Origin of the sequence: Streptomyces sp. V3I8 (genome assembly GCF_030817535.1) — a bacterium.
GTDB lineage: Bacteria > Actinomycetota > Actinomycetes > Streptomycetales > Streptomycetaceae > Streptomyces.
On the sequence record NZ_JAUSZL010000002.1, the window covers coordinates 1,274,170 to 1,291,673 of the forward strand.

The window sequence follows — 17,504 nt, forward strand, 5'->3', positions numbered from 1 at the left end:
TTCTACCTGGCTTCCTGGTCGCTGTCCGGGACCCGTACGGGCGGTGCCGCCGTCCGCTCCGTGCGCGGCCGGCCCTCCCCCACTGCCTGAGCGGCGTGGGAGGTACCCTCACCGTTCCGCCGGGCCGCCCACTCCTCATGGCCGCGCAGCGCGGTGTGCAGCCCGTCCCACAGCGTGCCGTCGGTCCGGTCGCGCGGATCGGGATCGACCAGCACCACGCCGATCACCGGGATGCGCCGGTCCGCGAGCTGCCGCGCCACGGTGTGCAGCCACGCGGCGCTGCCGTGCCCGGCCCGTACGACCAGCACGGTCTGCCCGCCGAGGTGGTGCAGGTCGGTCCACGCCGTGCCGGGCGCCACCGAGCCGACGCCGAGCCGGCGGGTCCGGTGCGCCGCGGCCGCGGCGTGCTCGGTGCCGACCACGCTCACGTCCCCCGGATCCTGGTGGCCGGCGAGTCGGGAGCCGGGCAGACCGTCGACGACGGTCACCGGCCCCTCCGCCGCCAGCGCCCCGGCGATGTCCAGGGCGAGCGCGCCGGTGGTGCGCGCGCAGCCCAGTTCCAGCAGGGAGACCGGTTCCGCCGAGCCGCGCACGGCGCGGGTCAGGGTCGCGACGAGCCGTTCGCGTGCCACACGGGTCCGGCGGCGCCGCCACAGCCAGGACGGCCGGCGGGACGTACGGGGCAGCTCCGCGATGACGGAGGCGCCCAGGTTCGCCGCGATCTCCCGGCGCAGTACGGGCCGGTCCGCCACCACCGTGCCGACCGCGGCCAGCGTGAGCCCGAGGACGAGCCCGAGGACGAGCCCGATCGCGCCGTTGGTGGCGGCTGCCCCGGTCAGGGACTGCGGCACCGCGCGCGGGGTGTCCACGATCTGCGTACCGGCGACGACCTTGGGCGTGCCGGTGCGCGCGTCCGCAGCGCGCTGGTCGAAGTCGGCGATGCGTGAGTTGAGCAGGGCCCGGCGGGCGAAGAGCGACTCGATGCTCGCCGACGACTGCGGGTCGCTCTCCGGCGACCGGTCGCCGATCGCCTCGTTGACCTCGGTGAGCTCGTCCCGCATACGGTCCCGCTGGTCGAGCAGCGCCTTGGCCTCGGCCGTCGCGGCTTCCCGCATCCGCCGCACGTGGTCCGCGACGAAGGCGTCGGCCAGTGCCCCGGCCCGGGCCACCGCCTGCGCGTCGTCCTTGCCCGTCACCTCGATCTGCAGCAGGTTGTTGGTCAGGCCGGTGCCGCGGTAGTCCTTCATGAAGTCCTCGGGTTTCTCCGGGGACTTGAGGGACCGCAGGGCCTTGTCGGCGATCCGTGTGGTGCCCAGCAGGGCGACGTCGGTACGGATCAGCGTCCCGGTGTCGTTCGGCTGGTCGTCCTGGTGGACGACCAGCACGGTGGCCGTCGCGGTCGGCGGCGGCGGCAGCAGGACGGCGACCGCCGTGCCCAGCAGCAGTCCCAGTGCCGCCAGGGAGCACCAGAGGCGGCGGCGTCTGCGCACCGCCACCACCAGCGCGTGCAGGTCCAGCAGCGGGGTGGCGGCCGGTGACTGTGGAGTCGTGCTCGTCGTCATGCCGGGCCTCCCGTCGTGCGGCCGCGCGCGGCGAGCGCCGGAGCGGCGTCGTCCGCGGGACGGCCGGCGGAGCGCGCCGGGCGCTCCCGGACCGTCTCGGCGACGACGACGCCGACGACCTCGTGCCCGCCGTCCGCGCACGCCGCGGCGATGCCGGTGAGTTCGCCTGCGGTCCAGCTGCCCGCGCTGAGCACGACCAGGGCGCCGGACTCGGTGCCGCGGTCCGGCACCATCGGCTGGGACACCGGGACCTCCACGATCCGCAGCAGCGGATCGCCTCCGGCCTCGGTGACCAGCTGTCCGGCGGCGCGGTGGGCGATCCCGTCGCCGTCCGGTACGACGACCAGCAGCCGCCGGGGGGCGGGCAGCCGGTCCCGGAGGCGAGCGCACACCCGCCGGTAGCGGATCCGTCTGCCGGCCTCGTCGCCGGACGTCTGCGGGGCCGGTACGTCCCAGCGGGTGTCGACGCCGAGGAGCCGGCGGATCCGGGCCCGCGCGCCACGGTTCCCGGGCCGGTGCGCGGGCGGTTCACCGGGGACGTCGACGGTGCCCAGCAGCGCCGAGCCGAGCGCCGCGGCGATCTCCGGTTCGGCGCGCAGCCGGCGGTTCACGCGGGCGGCGGCGAGATGGCCGACGACCGTGAGCAGCAGGAACAGCAGCGCCCCGCCGACGACGAGTTGCACTCTCGTGGGCGGCGCCTCGCCGGTCGGCCGGGCCGCCGGTCCCATCACGACCATGCCGGCCACATTGCTCGACGGGTCGGCCTGGTCCAGTTTCTCCATGGCCTCCTCCAGCGCGGTACGCAGGTTCGCGAGCGCGGTACGGGCCTGCACGCTCTCCACGGTCCGCCCCGGATCGGCCGCTTCGGCCAGATCGGAGATGCGGCGGTTGGTCTCCTCCACCTTCTGCCGCAGTGCCTCGGGTCCCGTGGCCTCTTCGGAGTCGGTGCTGTCGCCCGCGATCCGCGCGGCGAACGCGACGAACTGCTGGGCCATCCGGTCGGAGAGCTGCTGTGCGCGCTCCGGGCTGTCGGCCGTGCCCGAGATCTCGATGATGTTGCCGTCGGTGGCTCCGGCGGTCACCCGGTCCTTCAGTTCACCGCCGCCGACACCCGGCCAGTCGAGCGCGGCGGCCGCGCGGTCGAGCACGACCGAACTGGTCGCGATCTCCGTCTGGGTGAGCAGTTCGCGCTCCTCCCACTGCCCCGGCAGCAGGACCGATGCCGAGGCCGTGTACCGCGGCGGGAACAGCACCGAGGCGCCGAAGCCGACCAGCGCGCCCACCACGGTGAGAAGGGCGAGCAGTCGCCGGCGCCGGCGGAGGATACGCCCGATCGTGACCAGGCGTATGGTGTCGTCGTTCAACGGTGCGGCCTCTTCCCTGTGCGTATGGGGTCGTCCGCCGGCGCCGGGGCGCGGTCGCGGCAGGCAGCTGCGTAGGCGGCGAGCAGCGACCGCTGGGAGTTCCGCCAGGACAGTTCCCCGTTGATCCGTTCCTGGCCGATCCTGCCCATGCGGGCCCGCTTCTGCGGATCGTCCAGCAGCGTCGTGATGAGCTCGGCGAACTCGGACTCGTCGTCGTCGGACGCGTAGACGGCGGCGTCACCGGCGGAGACCCGCGCCTCCCGGAGGTCGAACGAGACGATCGGCCGGCCCATGGCCATGTATTCCAGGACCTTGTTCATGGTCGACACGTCGTTGAGCGGATTGCACGGGTCGGGCGACAGGCACACGTCCGCGGTGGACAGGTGGCGCACCAGGTCGGCGTCCGGGATGCGCCCGGTGAACTCGACCTGGTCCGAGAGCCCGAGCCGCCGGGACAGTTCCACCATCGCGTCGAAGGCGTCGCCGGAGCCGATGAACACCGCGTGCCAGTCGGTCCGTCCGAGCTCGTCGCGCAGCTTCGCAAGGGCCCGCAGGGCGTAGTCGACGCCGTCCTGGGGACCCATGACGCCGAGGTAGCACAGCAGATGAGGCTTGCCGCGCTTCAGCTCCGGTTCGGGCGGCACCGGCCGGAACCGGTCGGTCTGCGGCGCGCTGCGCACCACGAAGACGTCCTGCGGCCGCTGTCCGCCGCGGCGCACCGCGACGTCCCGGTAGCTCTCGTTCGTGGCGAGCACGACGTCCGCGGCCCGGTAGGTCATCCGTTCCAGTGCGCACACGGCGCGGTAGAGCAGGTCCTCGCCGCGGTCGAAGCGGGACAGGTACAGCTCGGGCACCAGGTCGTGCTGGTCGAAGACGAACCGCGCGCCGCGCCGCTTGAGCCACCGGGCCGGCAGGAACAGCAGGTCGGGCGGGTTGCAGGCGTGGACCACGTCGACCGGGCCGATCCTGCGGGCCAGCCGGACGGTGTGCCACAGCGCCGATCCGTACTCCCGCAGGTAGCCGGCCGGTCCTCCGGTGGCCGCGCGCAACGGGTAGCGGTGGATCCGCACCCCGTCGATCACGGCCTCCGGTTCCGTGTCCCGCTTGCTCCCCCGGGGGCAGATGACGTGCACCTCCCAGCCCGCGTCGCGCAGCGTGGTGCACTCCTGCCACACCCGCCGGTCGAACGGCACCGACAGGTTCTCCACCAGGACCAGCGCGCGCCGGTCCGGCCGGCCGCCGCCGGCTGCGTCGTCGGGCGACATGTCACCGGACGATCTGTTACCAAGCAAGGCCCACGTACCCCGGTTCGGTCCGGCGCGCCTCGGCGTCGGGAAGGTGGATGAGATCGATGAGCAGCGGCCCGGCGCCGCCGTGGGGCAGCGCCGACAGGACGGCGGGGTCCTTGGTCCCCACCAGGCACACCTCGGCGTGCTCGAGCACGTCCTCGACGGAGTCCGCGAGCAGGTGCGCGAGGTGCGGCAGCCGGGTCTCGATGTATTCGCGGTTCGCGCCGAGCAGCCGGGACAGGCTCACGTTGGCGTCGTAGATCTTCAGGTCGTACCCCTTGCCGAACAGCCTCTCCGCCAGCTCGACGAGCGGGCTCTCGCGGAGGTCGTCGGTGCCGGGTTTGAAGGACAGCCCGAACATCCCCACCCGGCGCTTCCCGGTGCGTTCGACCAGCTCCACCGCGCGTTGCAGATGGGCGGAGTTGGAGGGCAGCACGTGGGCGAGGATGGGCACCGAGACGTCGGCCCGCTGCGCCGCGTGGACCAGGCTGCGCAGGTCCTTGGGCAGGCAGGAGCCGCCGAAGGCGAAGCCCGGCCGCAGGTAGGCGGGGCTGATGTTGAGTTTGCGGTCGGCCAGGAACACGTCGATCACCTGGTGCGAGTCGACTCCGAGTGCCTGGCACACCGCGCCCAGCTCGTTCGCGAAGCCGATCTTGAGGCCGTGGAACGCGTTGTCCGCGTACTTGATCGCCTCGGCCGTCGGCACCGGCACCCGGAACACCTCGCCGGACAGTCCCTCGTACAGCGCCTGCACCGCGTCGCCGCTCGCCCGGTCGAGTTCGCCGATGACGGTCTTGGGCGGGTCGAAGAAGTCCTGCACGCTCGTGCCCTCGCGCAGGAACTCCGGGTTGACCGCGACCCCGAGGTCCACCCCGGCGGTGCCGCCGACGTACTTCTCCAGGATCGGTACCAGCAGGTTCAGACAGGTACCCGGGAGCATGGTGGAGCGGAAGACGACGGTGTGCCGCCCGCCCCGCTCGGCCAGTGCGGCGCCGATCTGCTCGGTGACCCGCTCCAGGTAGGTGGTGCACAGGCTGCCGTTGGCCTCCGAGGGCGTGCCCACGCAGACCAGCGAGATCTCGCTGCCCATGATCGCCTCACGGACGTCGTCCGTGGCTCTCAGGGCGCCGGTCCGTACGACGTCGGCGATGAGTTCGCCGATACGTTCCTCCACCACCGGGGCCTTGCCGTCGTTGACCAGGTCGACCTTGACCTGGTTCACGTCCACCCCGATGACCTCGTGCCCCATGCTGGCCAGGCACGCGGCCGACACGCAGCCCACGTAGCCGAGTCCGAAAACGCTGACTCTCATGACCCGTCCCTCCCCCCAGGCAGGCCCTGACGGCCTGCGGTCCGTGCGCCGGACGGGCGGCGCTCCCCCCACATCAGTAGGCCCCGTGCCCGTAGAGCACCGCGCGTAGCGTCTTCCACAAGATCACCGTGTCCAGGGCGAGCGACCAGTCCTCCACGTACCGCAGGTCGAGGCGGACCGCCTCCTCCCACGGCAGGTCGCTGCGTCCGCTGATCTGCCACAGGCCGGTGAGGCCGGGTTTGACCAGCAGCCGCCGCCGGATGTCCGGCCCGTACGCGGCGGACTCCTCCGGCAGCGGAGGCCGCGGGCCGACGAGCGACATCGGTCCGGTCAGTACGTTGAAGAGCTGCGGGAGCTCGTCGAGGGAGTAGCGGCGCAGCACCGCTCCCACCCGGGTCACCCGGGGGTCCCGGCGGAGCTTGAACAGCAGGCCGGCACCCTCGTTGCGGTCGGCGAGCGCGTCACGTGCCCGGTCGGCCCCGGCGACCATGGTGCGGAACTTGTAGATGGTGAACTCGCGGCCGTCCTTGCCGACTCTGCGCTGACGGTAGAACACCCCGCCGCGGCTGTCCGCCAGGACGAGCAGTCCGACGAGCGCCATCAGCGGCGCGAACAGCATCAGCAGGATCGCCGCGCCCATCCGGTCGACGACCCCCTTGACCGCCCGGCGGCCTCCGGTGAAGGTCGGCATGCTGACGCGCAGCAGCGGTATCCCGAGCACCGCGTCGACGTGCAGTCGCGGGCCGGCCACCTCCATCAGCACGGGGGCCACCACCATCTCGGCATCGCTGCCCTCGAGGTTCCAGGCCAGCCGCTGCAGCCGGTCCGGTGACCAGTGCGGGTCCGGTGTGACGGCGACGACGCGGTAGCCGTCGCGGCGGACGTGGCCCGCGACGTCCGCCAGCCGGCCGACGACCGGCACCCCGTCCAGGTGGTCGCCGTCGGGTCCGAGACCGTCCGTCGTGCAGACCGCGTCCACCCGCCAGCCCAGGTGCGGGAGCTTGCGGGCCCGGGTGATCAGGTCGCGCACGGTGTCCGGGCTCCCGGCGGCGAGCACCGGTCTGAGGCACCGTCCGTCCTTGCGCTGCTTGTGCAGCCGCAGGCGCAGCAGATATCGCGCGATCATGGTGACGATGGCGATCGCGGGAATCGCGACGAAGATCCAGAGTTTGATGTTGCGCGAGGTCAGGGCTATTCCGCCGAGTGCCAGGACGACGGCCGCCGTGAAGAGCGAGCGGCCGAGCCGGCGGAATTCCTCGGCGCCCTGACCGAGTACGGCCGGGGCCCACGAATGGCTCACCGCGAGCGCTCCCAGCACCAGCAATTCGGTGCCGAATGCGAGAATCACCCATTTCTCGTGCCAGTTGGCCGCGTCCCGGGCGCCGAAGAAGTTGCCGATCGCCGCCACCACGAAGGCGGTGGCCACGGTGTCGCTGATGATCACGGTGCGTCTGTAACGCTGTTCCCAGTCGATCGCGGCCCGGCTGATCGTTCCGTTGGCCAAACGTGCGCGCGCCGACGGAAAAGGGTCGACTAGTTCCCCCCGCTGCACAGAACCCCCCAGGTTCCCAGTGGTTCGACGTTTTCGCCCAGCACTGTTCCTCCCCCCGGGAGGCCCCCGCCCCCCGCACAGTCCCTCCCCTCGGGAGGACCCCCGTCCCCCCGCCGTGCTGTTCCGTCCCGTAGGAGGCCCCCGCCTCCCGCGCACGACATGTCCGCCTGTTCCAGCGGTACTCGGACAACTCATCCGGCGACAGCGGAATCGATCACCGCGGACGCCGGAAAAGCGGCCGCCGACTGAGCGCAGCATCTGGTCCGGATAATGATTTGTCGCCATGTGTCCGAACAGCTGAGCCGAAGCACGGTCAATCTAGACCATCGGGACCTGTATGTAGAGGGGATGTGTGCAAAATGCGGTCAACCTTTGAGACATAAAGATGTCTTGGCGAAAGACGCGCGTCTTGCGGCCCGTGCGCCGCTGCGGAACCGCCGGAGACCGCGCGCCCCGGCCCCGGCCGGCGGCCGGGGCCGCCGTCGCGCGTGGTGCCCTGGGTGCGTGCGCGTGCACCGGACCGCGTGCCGGGCCGTAAAGGCGCTGGTCGCCGAAGTGCGGCCCCGCCGCCCGGCGTCGGGCCGAACGACGGCGGAGCCGCACCGGGACCGCCGGCGCCCGCTCCGCCGGGACGGGTCCGGTGGCCCCGGGCCGGCCGCCGAGGCCGCCGCGGGCGCCGCCGGCCCGGACGTCGATGTTGGCTTCAAGTGGGTGGTCGGTGAACACGAAAGGTTTTCAGGAGCTCACCGGCACAAACGGACACTGATGTTCCGCTTGTGGGTGCCGTCTAGGCCGCCACCTCGCCGGCGCCGGGGACCCTCGCCGCGCCGAACTGCGTCCGGTACAGCTCCGCGTACCGGCCCTGCGCCGCCAACAGCTGTTCGTGCGTGCCGCGTTCGACGATGCGGCCCGCCTCGACCACCAGGATCAGGTCGGCCGCCCGTACCGTCGACAGGCGGTGGGCGATGACGACCGCGGTCCGGCCCTCGAGGGCTTCGGCGAGGGCCGCCTGGACGGCGGCCTCCGAGGTGTTGTCCAGGTGGGCGGTGGCCTCGTCGAGGACGACGACGCGCTGGCGGGCGAGGAGCAGCCGGGCGATGGTCATGCGCTGGCGCTCGCCGCCGGAGAGCCGGTAGCCGCGCTCGCCGACGACCGTGTCGAGACCGTCGGGCAGGGAGCGGACGAGGCCGTCGAGGCGGGCCCGGCGCAGGACGTCCCACAGTTCGTCCTCGTGGGCGTCCGGCCGGGCGAGCAGCAGGTTGGCGCGGACCGACTCGTGGAAGAGGTGGCCGTCCTGGGTGACCATGCCGAGGGTCGCCCGCATCGACCCGGCGCTCAGGTCGCGGACATCGACACCGCCGATGCGTACGGAGCCCTCATCGGTGTCGTACAGCCGGGGCAGCAGTGCGGCGACGGTGGACTTGCCGGCGCCGGACGAGCCGACGAGCGCGACGGTCTGCCCGGGTTCGGCGCGGAAGGAGATGCCGTGCAGGACCTCGGTGCCGGCCCGGGTGTCGAGCGCGGCGACCTCCTCCAGGGAGGCCAGGGAGACCTTGTCGGCGGACGGGTAGGCGAAGCGCACGTCGGTGAACTCGACCGCGACCGGGCCGTCGGGCACCTCGCGGGCGTCGGGCCGCTCCTCGATCAGCGGTTTCAGGTCGAGCACCTCGAAGACGCGCTCGAAGCTGACCAGGGCGCTCATGACCTCGACGCGGGCGCCGGCCAGCGAGGTGAGCGGCGCGTACAGGCGGGTCAGCAGCAGGGCCAGCGAGACGACGGCGCCCGGCTCCAGGCTGCCGCGCAGGGCGTACCAGCCGCCGAGGCCGTAGACCAGCGCCAGCGCCAGCGCGGACACGAGGGTGAGGGCCGTGATGAACACGGTCTGCGCCATCGCGGTGCGTACCCCGATGTCCCGTACGCGGCGGGCCCGTTCGGCGAACTCGGCCGATTCGTCGCCGGGCCGGCCGAAGAGTTTGATCAGGGTGGCGCCGGGCGCGGAGAAGCGCTCGGTCATCCGTGTGCCCATGGCGGCGTTGAGGTCGGCGGCCTCGCGCTGCAGCTTCGCCATCCGCCGGCCCACCCGGCGCGCGGGAACGACGAAGACCGGCAGCAGGACGAGCGCGAGCAGCGTGATCTGCCAGGACAGGGTGAGCATCACGGCGAGGGTGAGCAGCAGGGTGACGACGTTGCCCACCACTCCGGACAGGGTATTGCTGAAGGCGCGCTGGGCGCCGATCACGTCGTTGTTGAGACGACTGACGAGCGCACCCGTACGAGTGCGTGTGAAGAACGCGACCGGCATGCGCTGCACATGATCGAACACAGCTGTCCGCAGGTCGAGGATGAGTCCCTCGCCCAGGGTCGCGGAGAACCAGCGGCCCACCAGGCCGAGCGCCGCCTCGGCGACGGCGATCACCGCGATGAGCAGGGCGAGCCGTACGATCGTCCTCTCGTCGTGGCCGGCCACGATCGCGTCCACCACACGTCCGGCGAGGACCGGCGTCGCCACCGCGAGCAGCGCCGTCGCCACGCTCAGTGCGACGAACTGCGCGATCCGGCGCCGGTGCGGGCGGGCGAAGCCCGCGATACGGCGGAGGGTCGCGCGGGCGAAGGGACGGCGCTCCCGCTGGGCGTTCATGACGCTGTACAACTGCGTCCAGGCTGTCGTCTCCATACTCATGGGAACGACCGTAGGACCTCAAGCTTCCTTGAGGTCAAGGGATCACCGATGACACGTACCGAACCGCCGCCCGTCCCGTGTCCGCAACCTCGCGTCGGTGCGGCGCGGCGAAGCTCTGTGGATGTGACGATCGAACAGCTCCCCCGAAGCCTGCCCCTGCGGAGTCCGTCCCGGCGCCCTGCGGTCCGGCAGGTCCTGTGCCTGCTCCCGCTCGTCCTCGTGGCCGTGGTGGCGGTACGGCAGCGGTCCGTGCTCGCGGAGGGCTTCGGCCATCTCGCCTCCGCGAAGTGGCCCTGGCTGCTGGCCGCGGCCGCCGCGACCTGCCTGACCTGGGTGGCGGCCGCCGTCACCCGGCAGGGCGCCCTCCTCCAGCGGCTGCCCAGGCGCCGTCTGCTGGCGACCCAGTTCGCGGCGGGCGCGGCCAACCACCTGCTGCCGACGGGGCTGGGCGCGAGCGCGGTCAACCTGCGCTTCATGACGGTGTGCGGGGTCCCGCCGGCGCGTTCGTCCTCGGCCCTCGCCCTCTACCTGCTGGCGGAGTCCGTCGCGCGGGTCGGCCTGCTGGCGGCCCTGCTGATCGCCTTCCCCGACGCGCTGCGGCCCGGCGGACTCCTCCCGGACGGAGCGGTGGGCCCGCTGCTGCTCGCCGCCGGCGGCGTGGTGTGCGCCGCGGTGACGGTCCTGCTGCTCGTACGGCGGGTGCGTACCGTCGTGTCCGGGTTCCTGCGGACCGCGCTGGGCGAGGCGCGGTCGGTGCACACGCGGCCGGCCCGCGCACTGGCGCTGTGGGGCGGCTCGTTCTCGTTCCCGCTCTGCCAGGCGGCCGGGCTGGCCGCCGTCGGCCGGTCGCTGGGACTGCCGGTGCCGCCGCTGCACATGGCCGTCGCCTACCTCGCGGCCACGGTCGCCGTCGCGCTGGTGCCGGCGCCGGGCGGGATCGGCTCGGTGGAGGCGGCGCTGATCGTGGCGCTGGTGGCGGCGGGCGGTCCGGCCGCGCCGGCGACGGCGGTGGTGCTCACGTACCGCGTCATCACGGTGTGGCTGCCGCTGCTGCCGGGCGCGCTGACACTGGGCGCGCTCGTACGCCTGAAGATGATCTGACGCACCCGCGGCGACGGCACGCCGCCGGGCGCACCACCGCGGCAGCGGCCCGTCAACCGTTCCCCGAGCGTGTTTCGGCTCATACAGGCCGATACCGGCCAACTTGCCACCCGGCCCGGACAGGTCCTCCCGCCGGTCCGCCGGAACGGACGGCGGGGCGGGCCTGCCTCCCGTACCGCCCGGAGCGGGCGGCAACGGGCCGGGAGAGGGGCCGGGCCGGCGGCGGTGCGGCGGGGAGGTGGCCTGACCTCAGCGGCTCGGCGCCGGACCATCCCGGCGGATGTAGCAAGATGAGCCAGTCCCGCGGTCGGCGCTCAGCCGCGGCCGGCGGGACCGCACATCCCCACATCGAGCACCAGGTGGCTACAAGGTGACGACACATCACACAACGGGCGTACGCCCTCTCCGCGACGCGACGGGAGGCAGTCGGTGAACCGAGACCTCACCGCGCACGACTGGATCGTGGCGGGCGGCTGGCTGATCGCCGGGCTCGTGGCGACCGTCCTGCTCCGCTTCCTCCTGCGCTGGCTGGGCAAGCACGCCACCCGTACCCGGTGGAGCGGTGACGACGTCCTCGTCGACGCCCTGCGCGCGCTGGTGCCGGTCGCGGCGGTCACGGGCGGGGTGGCCGCCGCGGCGGCGGCGCTGCCGCTGACCGGCAAGGTCAACCACACCGTCAACCAGATCCTGACGGTCCTGGTCATGCTCGCCGCCACCATCACCGTCGCCCGGGTGCTGGCCGGTCTGGTGCGGGCCGTCACCCAGTCCCGTTCCGGTGTCGCCGGATCGGCCTCGATCTTCGTCAACATCACCCGGGTCGTCGTCCTGGCCCTCGGCTGCCTGGTCGTCCTGCAGACCCTGGGGATCTCCATAGCCCCGCTGCTCACCGCGCTCGGCGTCGGTGGTCTCGCGGTCGCACTGGCCCTCCAGGACACCCTCGCCAACCTCTTCGCCGGCATCCACATCCTCGCCTCGAAGACGATCCAGCCCGGCGACTACATCCGCCTCACCAGCGGGGAGGAGGGGTACGTCGTCGACATCAACTGGCGCAACACCGTGGTGCGCAACCTCTCCAACAACCTCGTCATCATCCCGAACGCCCAGCTCTCCAGCACCAACATGACCAACTACAGCCGTCCGGAACAGGAGATGACCCTGACGGTGCAGGTCGGCGTCGGTTACGACAGCGACCTGGAGCACGTGGAGCGCGTCACCTCCGAGGTGGTGACCGAGGTCATGACGGAGACCGAGGGCGCGATGCCCGAGCACGAACCCGCCGTCCGTTTCCACACGTTCGGGGACTCCCGGATCGGCTTCACCGTGATCCTGGGCGTCGGCGAGTTCAGCGACCAGTACCGGATCAAGCACGAGTTCGTCAAGCGGCTGCACAAGCGCTACCGCGTCGAGGGCATCCGGATCCCCTCCCCCGCGCGGACCGTCGCCCTCCAGCAGAACGGCGTGGCGATCCCGCCGCAGCGCGACGGGTCCCTGTCCCTCCCGTAGGACGGCACCGGGGCCGCCCGCGCCGTCGGACACCCGGCGCGGGCGGCCCCCCGTAGCTCAGTGGGCGGTGACCAGCCCCTGGGGCGTGTCGCTCGGCGACGTCCGCTTCGAGCCGCGCAGGGCGGCGACACCGATGAAGACCATGGACGACAGGCCGGCGATCGCGAAGGCCGTGAAGCCCCAGTCACCGTTCCCGGCGGCGAGCAGCTGGCCGCCGAGCCAGGGGCCGAACACGGCGCCGAAGCGGCCCATGCCCGAGGTCCAGCCGACCGCGGTGGCGCGGCTGTCGGGGGTGGAGCGGATCGAGACCGTCGCGTAGATCATGACCTGGGCGCTGTTGAGGAACACGCCGGTGAGGAAGACGACCGTGAAGGTCGCCGCCAGCGGCATGTGGACACTGAGCAGGAAGACCCCCACGGCGGTCAGCGCGAACCAGAGCGAGGAGATGCGCGGGGCGCCGAAGCGGTCCGCGGCGCGTCCGGCGACCAGCATGCCCACGATGCCGCCGAGGTTGAAGAGGACGACGAAGGTCAGGGCCGAGCCCAGTTCGTAGCCCTCGCCGCGCATGAGCGTGGGCAGCCAGGTGGCCACGCCGTAGACGAGCAGCAGGCCGCCGAAGGAGGCCAGCCAGTACAGCAGGGTCTGGGCCCACTCGCCGCCGCGGAACAGACCGGCGAGGGCGTGCCGGCGGTCGCCCGCGGCCTTCTTCTCCGTGGCGGCGGGCACGTCCACCCCGAAGCGGCCGGCCAGCGCGCGGGCCTCCTCGGTACGGCCCTTGGCGACGAGGAAGCTCAGCGACTCGGGCATGAACCTCGCGAGCACCGGCACGAAGAGCAGCGGGACCACGCAGCACCAGAACGCGGCGCGCCAGCCGAGCGGTTCCACGATCCACAGGGCCACGTAGGCGGAGAGGATGCCGCCCGCGTGGTGGGCGGTCATCAGCATGCCGATGACGAGGGCGGCGCGCCCGCGCGGGGCGTAGTCGGAGACCATGCTGATCGCGGTGGGCAGCAGTCCGCCGAGGCCGACGCCGGCGAGGGTGCGGCCCAGGCCGAAGACCGCCACGCTGCCCGACACGGCGCACAGCGCGGAGGCCAGCGAGAAGAGCGTGACGCAGACGACCATCAGCTTCTTGCGGCCGACGCGGTCGGCGACCGTTCCCGCGGTCAGCGCGCCGACCAGCATGCCGAACGTGGCGTAGCTGCCGAGGTCGCCCGCCCGGTCCGGGGTGATGCCGAGGGCCTTCTCGGCCAGCATGTGCGGCAGCACGGAGCCGTAGATGAACATGTCGAGGCCGTCGAAGAGCACGGCGAGCCAGCACAGCCCCAGGGCCAGTACGGCCATTCTGCTGCCGCGTGCGGACAGGGCGGAGGAGGAAGAGGAGGGGGACATCGTTGTTCCTCTCGTCCAGGGGTCGGGTTCCTGGAGGGGATTCGGGAGGCGGGCCGCACGCGGCGTGAGCGGCGGCCCGGTGATGCGCTCGACGCTAGGAATCCGCCCGATTATTGTCAACGTTTTTGTCAACAATCACAGGAACCGGTGGGGTGCCGTGCGTGTGGAAGGACTCGATGGTCTTCAGGCCCCAGGCCTGGCCCTTCTTGCGCTCGTCCTCGGTCCACGTGACCAGCGGCCAGTCGGGGGCCAGCACCAGGCGGGTGAGCGGGTTGCACAGCTCGATCCGGTTGCCGCCGGGCTCGTAGACGTACAGGAAGAACGTCTGCTGGATGGCGTGCTTGTGCGGTCCGGTCTCGATGAACACACCGGTGTCGAGGGCGAGATCGGCGGCGCGCAGGATGTCCTCGCGGGTGTCCGTGGCGAACGCGATGTGGTGCAGGCGCCCTCGGGAGCCGCTCCAGTCCTCGGTGTAGACGATGTCGTACGACTTGCTGCTGAAGGTCAGCCACTGGGCGGCGATCCTGCCGTCGTCGAGCCGGATCTGCTCGGTCGGGCGGGCGCCGAGCACCTCGTGGACGAAACCGCCGTTCGACGCGACGTCCGCGGCGAGGAAGTTGACGTGGTCCAGACGGCGTACGCCCACCCCGTGCCCGGGCTTGGCCTGCGGCTGGTTCTTCAGGCCGGGCTTGAGCGCGTCCGGCGCCCTGTACCACTCGCTCTCCCAGTAGAGGGCGACCTCGTGGCCGTCGGGGTCGGTGGTGACGTACAGCGGGCCGAGACCGGGCTCGTCCTCGGTCCAGCGGCCCGGGCGGCCGGCGCTCTCCGCCTCCTTCACCCGTCGCCGGAGGGCTTCCTCGCTGGAGGCGCGCAGGGCGGTGCGGCGGATGCCCGGGGTCTCGTGCGCGGTCAGGACCAGGCTGTGGTGCTCGTAGTCGTCCCAGGTCCGCAGGTAGACGGAGCCGCCGTCCGCCGAGCGGCCGTTCTCGGTGAGGCCTAGGTAGTCGGTGAAGAACCGGACGCTGGCGTCCAGGTCGGGGGTGAGCAGTTCGACGTGCCCGAGGTGGGCGATGTCGCCGAGCGGCGGGGCCATGGGGCCTCCTCAGGAGTGGTGTGCGGCGGCTCGGACAGGCCGGGGGAAGACCGTGCCGTCGAAGATCTTGCGTGCGGTACGGACGACGGCGGTGCGGCGGGCGACCGGGAGACCGGCGCCGCGTACGCCTGCCGGGGTGCCCGGGGAACGCGCGCCCGGGGCGTCCGGGTCCGGGGCGTCCGGGGTCTCGTACGCGAGGGCCGTCTCGATGTCGAGGAAGCCGGTGGGGTGCTCGATGCGCAACCGGTCCCCGTGCGCCGGCGGGCTCGCCACCCCCTCGCCGACGCCGCCCTCGATCCGCAGTCCGGCGGCGACGCTCGCGGCGCCCAGGACCCCGATCGCGGTGTGGCAGCGCACCGGTATGAAGGTGCGGGTCATGACCGCGCCGCCGTCCGACGGCGGGGCGAGCAGGGTGAGTTTGGGCACGGTGGTGTCCGCCACGTCGCCGAGCCCCATCAGTTTCCCGGCCTCCAGCCGGATCGCCCGGAGCCGTTCGGCGAGCTCCCGGTCCGCCTCCAGGGCGGCGGGCTCCTCGTAACCGGTGACGCCGAGCGAGGACGCGGCGATCAGCACGGTCGGCATCCCGTTGTTCACGCAGGTCACCGGGGTGTCCGCGACGAGGTCGCGGACCCGGCCGGTCGGCAGCAGCGGGCCGGCCCCCTGCGGGAACTCGATGACGACCGGTGCGGCGGACCCCGGGACGCCGGAGATCTCGGCAGGACCGCGGTAGTCGACGCGCCCGCCCGGCGTGGGGAAGTCCGCGACCGCGAGGTCTCCGGTGTTGAGCATGCGGATCCGTACGGAGGTCCGGTCGCCGTCGGGCACGACGAGACCGCGCTCGACGGCGAAGGGCCCGACTCCCGCGAGGAGGTTCCCGCAGTTCTGACGGTCACTCACCTCATCGCTGTCGACGCCCACCTGGAGGAACAGGTAGTCGACGTCCGCCTCGGGACCGCCGGCCGCGGAGACCACCGCCACCTTGCTCGTCAGGGGGTGCGCGCCGCCCAGGCCGTCGATCTGGCGCGGGTCGGGACTGCCCATGATCCGCAGCAACAGGTCGTCGCGCGGGGCGGGTTCGGCGGGCAGGTCGGCGGCGAGGAAGTAGGCACCCTTGGAGGTGCCGCCCCGCATGAGCATGCAGCGCACCTCTTCGGCGGGGGCCCTCCCGGAGCCGGTCACGACCCCGCTCCGTCCCGCTCGCGCTCGTACGCGGCGTACGACGTGTAGGTGACGCCCAGCCGTTCGAGGGTGCCGCGCAGGCCGTAGCGGTCGAGGCCGAGCTGGCCCTCCTGGAAGGCGGCGCGGGCGCCGGCCTCCTTGGTCTCGCGGGCCTCGGAGGCCTCGGCCGTCCGCCGGGCGCGCTCGCGGGGCACGCACACCACGCCGTCGTCGTCGGCGAGGATCACGTCGCCGGGCCGGATCACCTGGCCGCCCACGACCACCGGCACGTTGACGCTGCCTCCGGTCGCCTTGACCGTGCCCTGCGGGCTGACCGCCCGGGACCAGGCGGGGAAGCCCATCTCGCGCAGTTCGACGGTGTCCCGGATGCCCGCGTCGATGACCAGGCCGCGTACGCCGCGGCGCTGCAGCGCGGTGGCGAACAGTTCGCCGAACATGCCGTCGGTGGAGGGCGAGGTGGTCGTGACGACCAGGATGTCGCCCTCGCCGCACTGCTCGACGGCCGCGTGGATCATGAGGTTGTCGCCGGGCCAGGAGAGCACCGTGACCGCGGTGCCCGCGACCCGGGTGTCCTGCTGGACGGGGCGCAGGTGGGTGCCGAGCAGGCCGGTGCGGCCCATCGCCTCGTGCACGGTGGCGACTGCGTACCGGGCGAGCGCCTCGACGTCCGCGGCGTCCGCCTTCGGCGGGTCGGTGACGATCACGTTGTTCATGCCAGTTCTCCCGTCACCTGCGGATAGGGCCGCATGTACGCCTCGGCCATGGTCGTGTGGGCCAGTCCCAGGTTGGGGCCGGCGTTGCGCTTGAGCTGGACACCGCGGCGGACGCCGAGGTCCGTGTAGTAGTCCCACAGGTGCTGCTGGGCGGCGAGGCACTCCATCGCCCTGCGCTTGGTCTCCCAGACCTCGGAGATGTCGAGGAGGACCTCCGGCCTGAAGCCGCACATCTCCGGCTGGTGCGGCTCGAAGAAGAACACCGGCGGGGCGCCGATGATCTCTCCCTCGGCCGGGTAGCCGATGGCCTGCGCGAGGACCCGCGCGTCCAGGGCCATCCGCGCGGCCGCCGGGTGGTCGCCGTTGTAGGGGTCGTCGAGCGGGTGGGTGAGCACGACGTCCGGCTGGGTCCGCCGGTAGACGCCCACCAGACGGTCGGTCAGCTCCGGGGTGACGGTCAGGGGGTAGTCGCCCGCGTCGAAGAAGACGACCTCGGCGCCGAGCGCGGCGGCGGCCGCCTCGGCCTCGCCGCGGCGCATCGCCTTGATCTCATCGAGTGTTCTGCCCTCGCGCCACGCCTTGGCGGACTCGCCGCGCTCTCCGTAGGTCAGGCACGCGACGGTGACCTTCTCGCCGCGGGAGGCGGCGAGGGCGATGGCTCCCCCGGCCCGCCACACGAAGTCCCCGGCGTGGGCGGTGACGACGAGCGTCGAGCGTGGGGTGTCGGGCGCGTTGCCGTGCGTCATTCCTGCGATCTCCTTGCT

General features: G+C 72.6%; 13 protein-coding genes. 2 read left to right on the top strand and 11 right to left on the bottom strand.

Annotated elements, in window-relative coordinates; genetic code table 11:
• Positions 1-2: 2 nt before the first annotated feature.
• From QFZ75_RS05730 to QFZ75_RS05755, 6 genes are all read right to left on the bottom strand, one after another.
• Positions 3-1,562 (bottom strand): Wzz/FepE/Etk N-terminal domain-containing protein, encoded by a 1,560-nt coding sequence (locus QFZ75_RS05730; RefSeq protein ID WP_307534389.1) that lies wholly within the window; start codon positions 1,560-1,562, stop codon positions 3-5.
• The gene (locus tag QFZ75_RS05735; RefSeq protein ID WP_307534391.1) at positions 1,559-2,926 is read right to left on the bottom strand and encodes a Wzz/FepE/Etk N-terminal domain-containing protein; all 1,368 of its coding nucleotides are present in this window, start codon (positions 2,924-2,926) and stop codon (positions 1,559-1,561) included. The genes QFZ75_RS05730 and QFZ75_RS05735 overlap by 4 nt, the downstream gene beginning before the upstream one ends.
• The gene (locus tag QFZ75_RS05740) at positions 2,923-4,191 is read right to left on the bottom strand and encodes a glycosyltransferase family 4 protein (protein ID WP_307534393.1); all 1,269 of its coding nucleotides are present in this window, start codon (positions 4,189-4,191) and stop codon (positions 2,923-2,925) included. The genes QFZ75_RS05735 and QFZ75_RS05740 overlap by 4 nt, the downstream gene beginning before the upstream one ends.
• Positions 4,192-4,207: 16 nt before the next feature.
• Positions 4,208-5,527, bottom strand: coding sequence for a nucleotide sugar dehydrogenase (locus tag QFZ75_RS05745; protein ID WP_307534395.1), 1,320 nt, complete (start codon positions 5,525-5,527; stop codon positions 4,208-4,210).
• A 73-nt stretch (positions 5,528-5,600) separates the two neighbouring features.
• Positions 5,601-7,079 carry a sugar transferase gene (locus tag QFZ75_RS05750; protein ID WP_307534397.1) on the bottom strand — a complete coding sequence of 493 codons (1,479 nt, stop codon included), beginning with the start codon at positions 7,077-7,079 and terminating at the stop codon, positions 5,601-5,603.
• Positions 7,080-7,866: 787 nt separating this feature from the next.
• Positions 7,867-9,753, bottom strand: a complete 1,887-nt coding sequence (locus QFZ75_RS05755; protein WP_307544221.1) for an ABC transporter ATP-binding protein — start codon at positions 9,751-9,753, stop codon at positions 7,867-7,869.
• 54 nt (positions 9,754-9,807) lie between these two features.
• On the opposite strand from QFZ75_RS05755, the gene QFZ75_RS05760 reads away from it, so the two are divergent.
• On the top strand, positions 9,808-10,860 hold the full coding sequence (locus QFZ75_RS05760; RefSeq protein WP_373465810.1) for a YbhN family protein: 1,053 nt from the start codon (positions 9,808-9,810) through the stop codon (positions 10,858-10,860).
• A gap of 429 nt (positions 10,861-11,289) precedes the next feature.
• On the top strand, positions 11,290-12,363 hold the full coding sequence (locus QFZ75_RS05765; protein WP_307534401.1) for a mechanosensitive ion channel family protein: 1,074 nt from the start codon (positions 11,290-11,292) through the stop codon (positions 12,361-12,363).
• A gap of 57 nt (positions 12,364-12,420) precedes the next feature.
• On the opposite strand, the gene QFZ75_RS05770 is transcribed toward QFZ75_RS05765, so the two are convergent.
• The 5 genes from QFZ75_RS05770 to QFZ75_RS05790 form a co-directional block, all read right to left on the bottom strand.
• Positions 12,421-13,755, bottom strand: a complete 1,335-nt coding sequence (locus QFZ75_RS05770) for an aromatic acid/H+ symport family MFS transporter (protein WP_307534403.1) — start codon at positions 13,753-13,755, stop codon at positions 12,421-12,423.
• 94 nt (positions 13,756-13,849) lie between these two features.
• On the bottom strand, positions 13,850-14,848 hold the full coding sequence (locus QFZ75_RS05775; protein ID WP_307534404.1) for a catechol 2,3-dioxygenase: 999 nt from the start codon (positions 14,846-14,848) through the stop codon (positions 13,850-13,852).
• 9 nt (positions 14,849-14,857) lie between these two features.
• Positions 14,858-15,985 carry a 4-oxalomesaconate tautomerase gene (locus tag QFZ75_RS05780; RefSeq protein ID WP_307544222.1) on the bottom strand — a complete coding sequence of 376 codons (1,128 nt, stop codon included), beginning with the start codon at positions 15,983-15,985 and terminating at the stop codon, positions 14,858-14,860.
• Between the two features lie 38 nt (positions 15,986-16,023).
• Positions 16,024-16,740 (bottom strand): 4-carboxy-4-hydroxy-2-oxoadipate aldolase/oxaloacetate decarboxylase, encoded by a 717-nt coding sequence (locus QFZ75_RS05785; RefSeq protein ID WP_307534406.1) that lies wholly within the window; start codon positions 16,738-16,740, stop codon positions 16,024-16,026.
• Positions 16,737-17,486: a PIG-L deacetylase family protein gene (locus tag QFZ75_RS05790; protein ID WP_307534407.1), complete on the bottom strand. Its 750-nt coding sequence runs from the start codon at positions 17,484-17,486 to the stop codon at positions 16,737-16,739. Before QFZ75_RS05790 ends, QFZ75_RS05785 begins: the two co-directional genes overlap by 4 nt.
• Between the last annotated feature and the right edge of the window lie 18 nt (positions 17,487-17,504).

What these genes read in the sequence shown, in the direction of transcription:
- QFZ75_RS05740 (WP_307534393.1), bottom strand. Translation starts at nt 4,191, where the DNA reads ATGTCGCCCGACGACGCAGCCGGCGGCGGCCGGCCGGACCGGCGCGCG.
- QFZ75_RS05775 (WP_307534404.1), bottom strand. Translation starts at nt 14,848, where the DNA reads ATGGCCCCGCCGCTCGGCGACATCGCCCACCTCGGGCACGTCGAACTG.
- QFZ75_RS05745 (WP_307534395.1), bottom strand. Translation starts at nt 5,527, where the DNA reads ATGAGAGTCAGCGTTTTCGGACTCGGCTACGTGGGCTGCGTGTCGGCC.
- QFZ75_RS05730 (WP_307534389.1), bottom strand. Translation starts at nt 1,562, where the DNA reads ATGACGACGAGCACGACTCCACAGTCACCGGCCGCCACCCCGCTGCTG.
- QFZ75_RS05755 (WP_307544221.1), bottom strand. Translation starts at nt 9,753, where the DNA reads ATGGAGACGACAGCCTGGACGCAGTTGTACAGCGTCATGAACGCCCAG.
- QFZ75_RS05780 (WP_307544222.1), bottom strand. Translation starts at nt 15,985, where the DNA reads ATGCTCATGCGGGGCGGCACCTCCAAGGGTGCCTACTTCCTCGCCGCC.
- QFZ75_RS05785 (WP_307534406.1), bottom strand. Translation starts at nt 16,740, where the DNA reads ATGAACAACGTGATCGTCACCGACCCGCCGAAGGCGGACGCCGCGGAC.
- QFZ75_RS05770 (WP_307534403.1), bottom strand. Translation starts at nt 13,755, where the DNA reads ATGTCCCCCTCCTCTTCCTCCTCCGCCCTGTCCGCACGCGGCAGCAGA.
- QFZ75_RS05760 (WP_373465810.1), top strand. Translation starts at nt 9,808, where the DNA reads ATGACACGTACCGAACCGCCGCCCGTCCCGTGTCCGCAACCTCGCGTC.
- QFZ75_RS05790 (WP_307534407.1), bottom strand. Translation starts at nt 17,486, where the DNA reads ATGACGCACGGCAACGCGCCCGACACCCCACGCTCGACGCTCGTCGTC.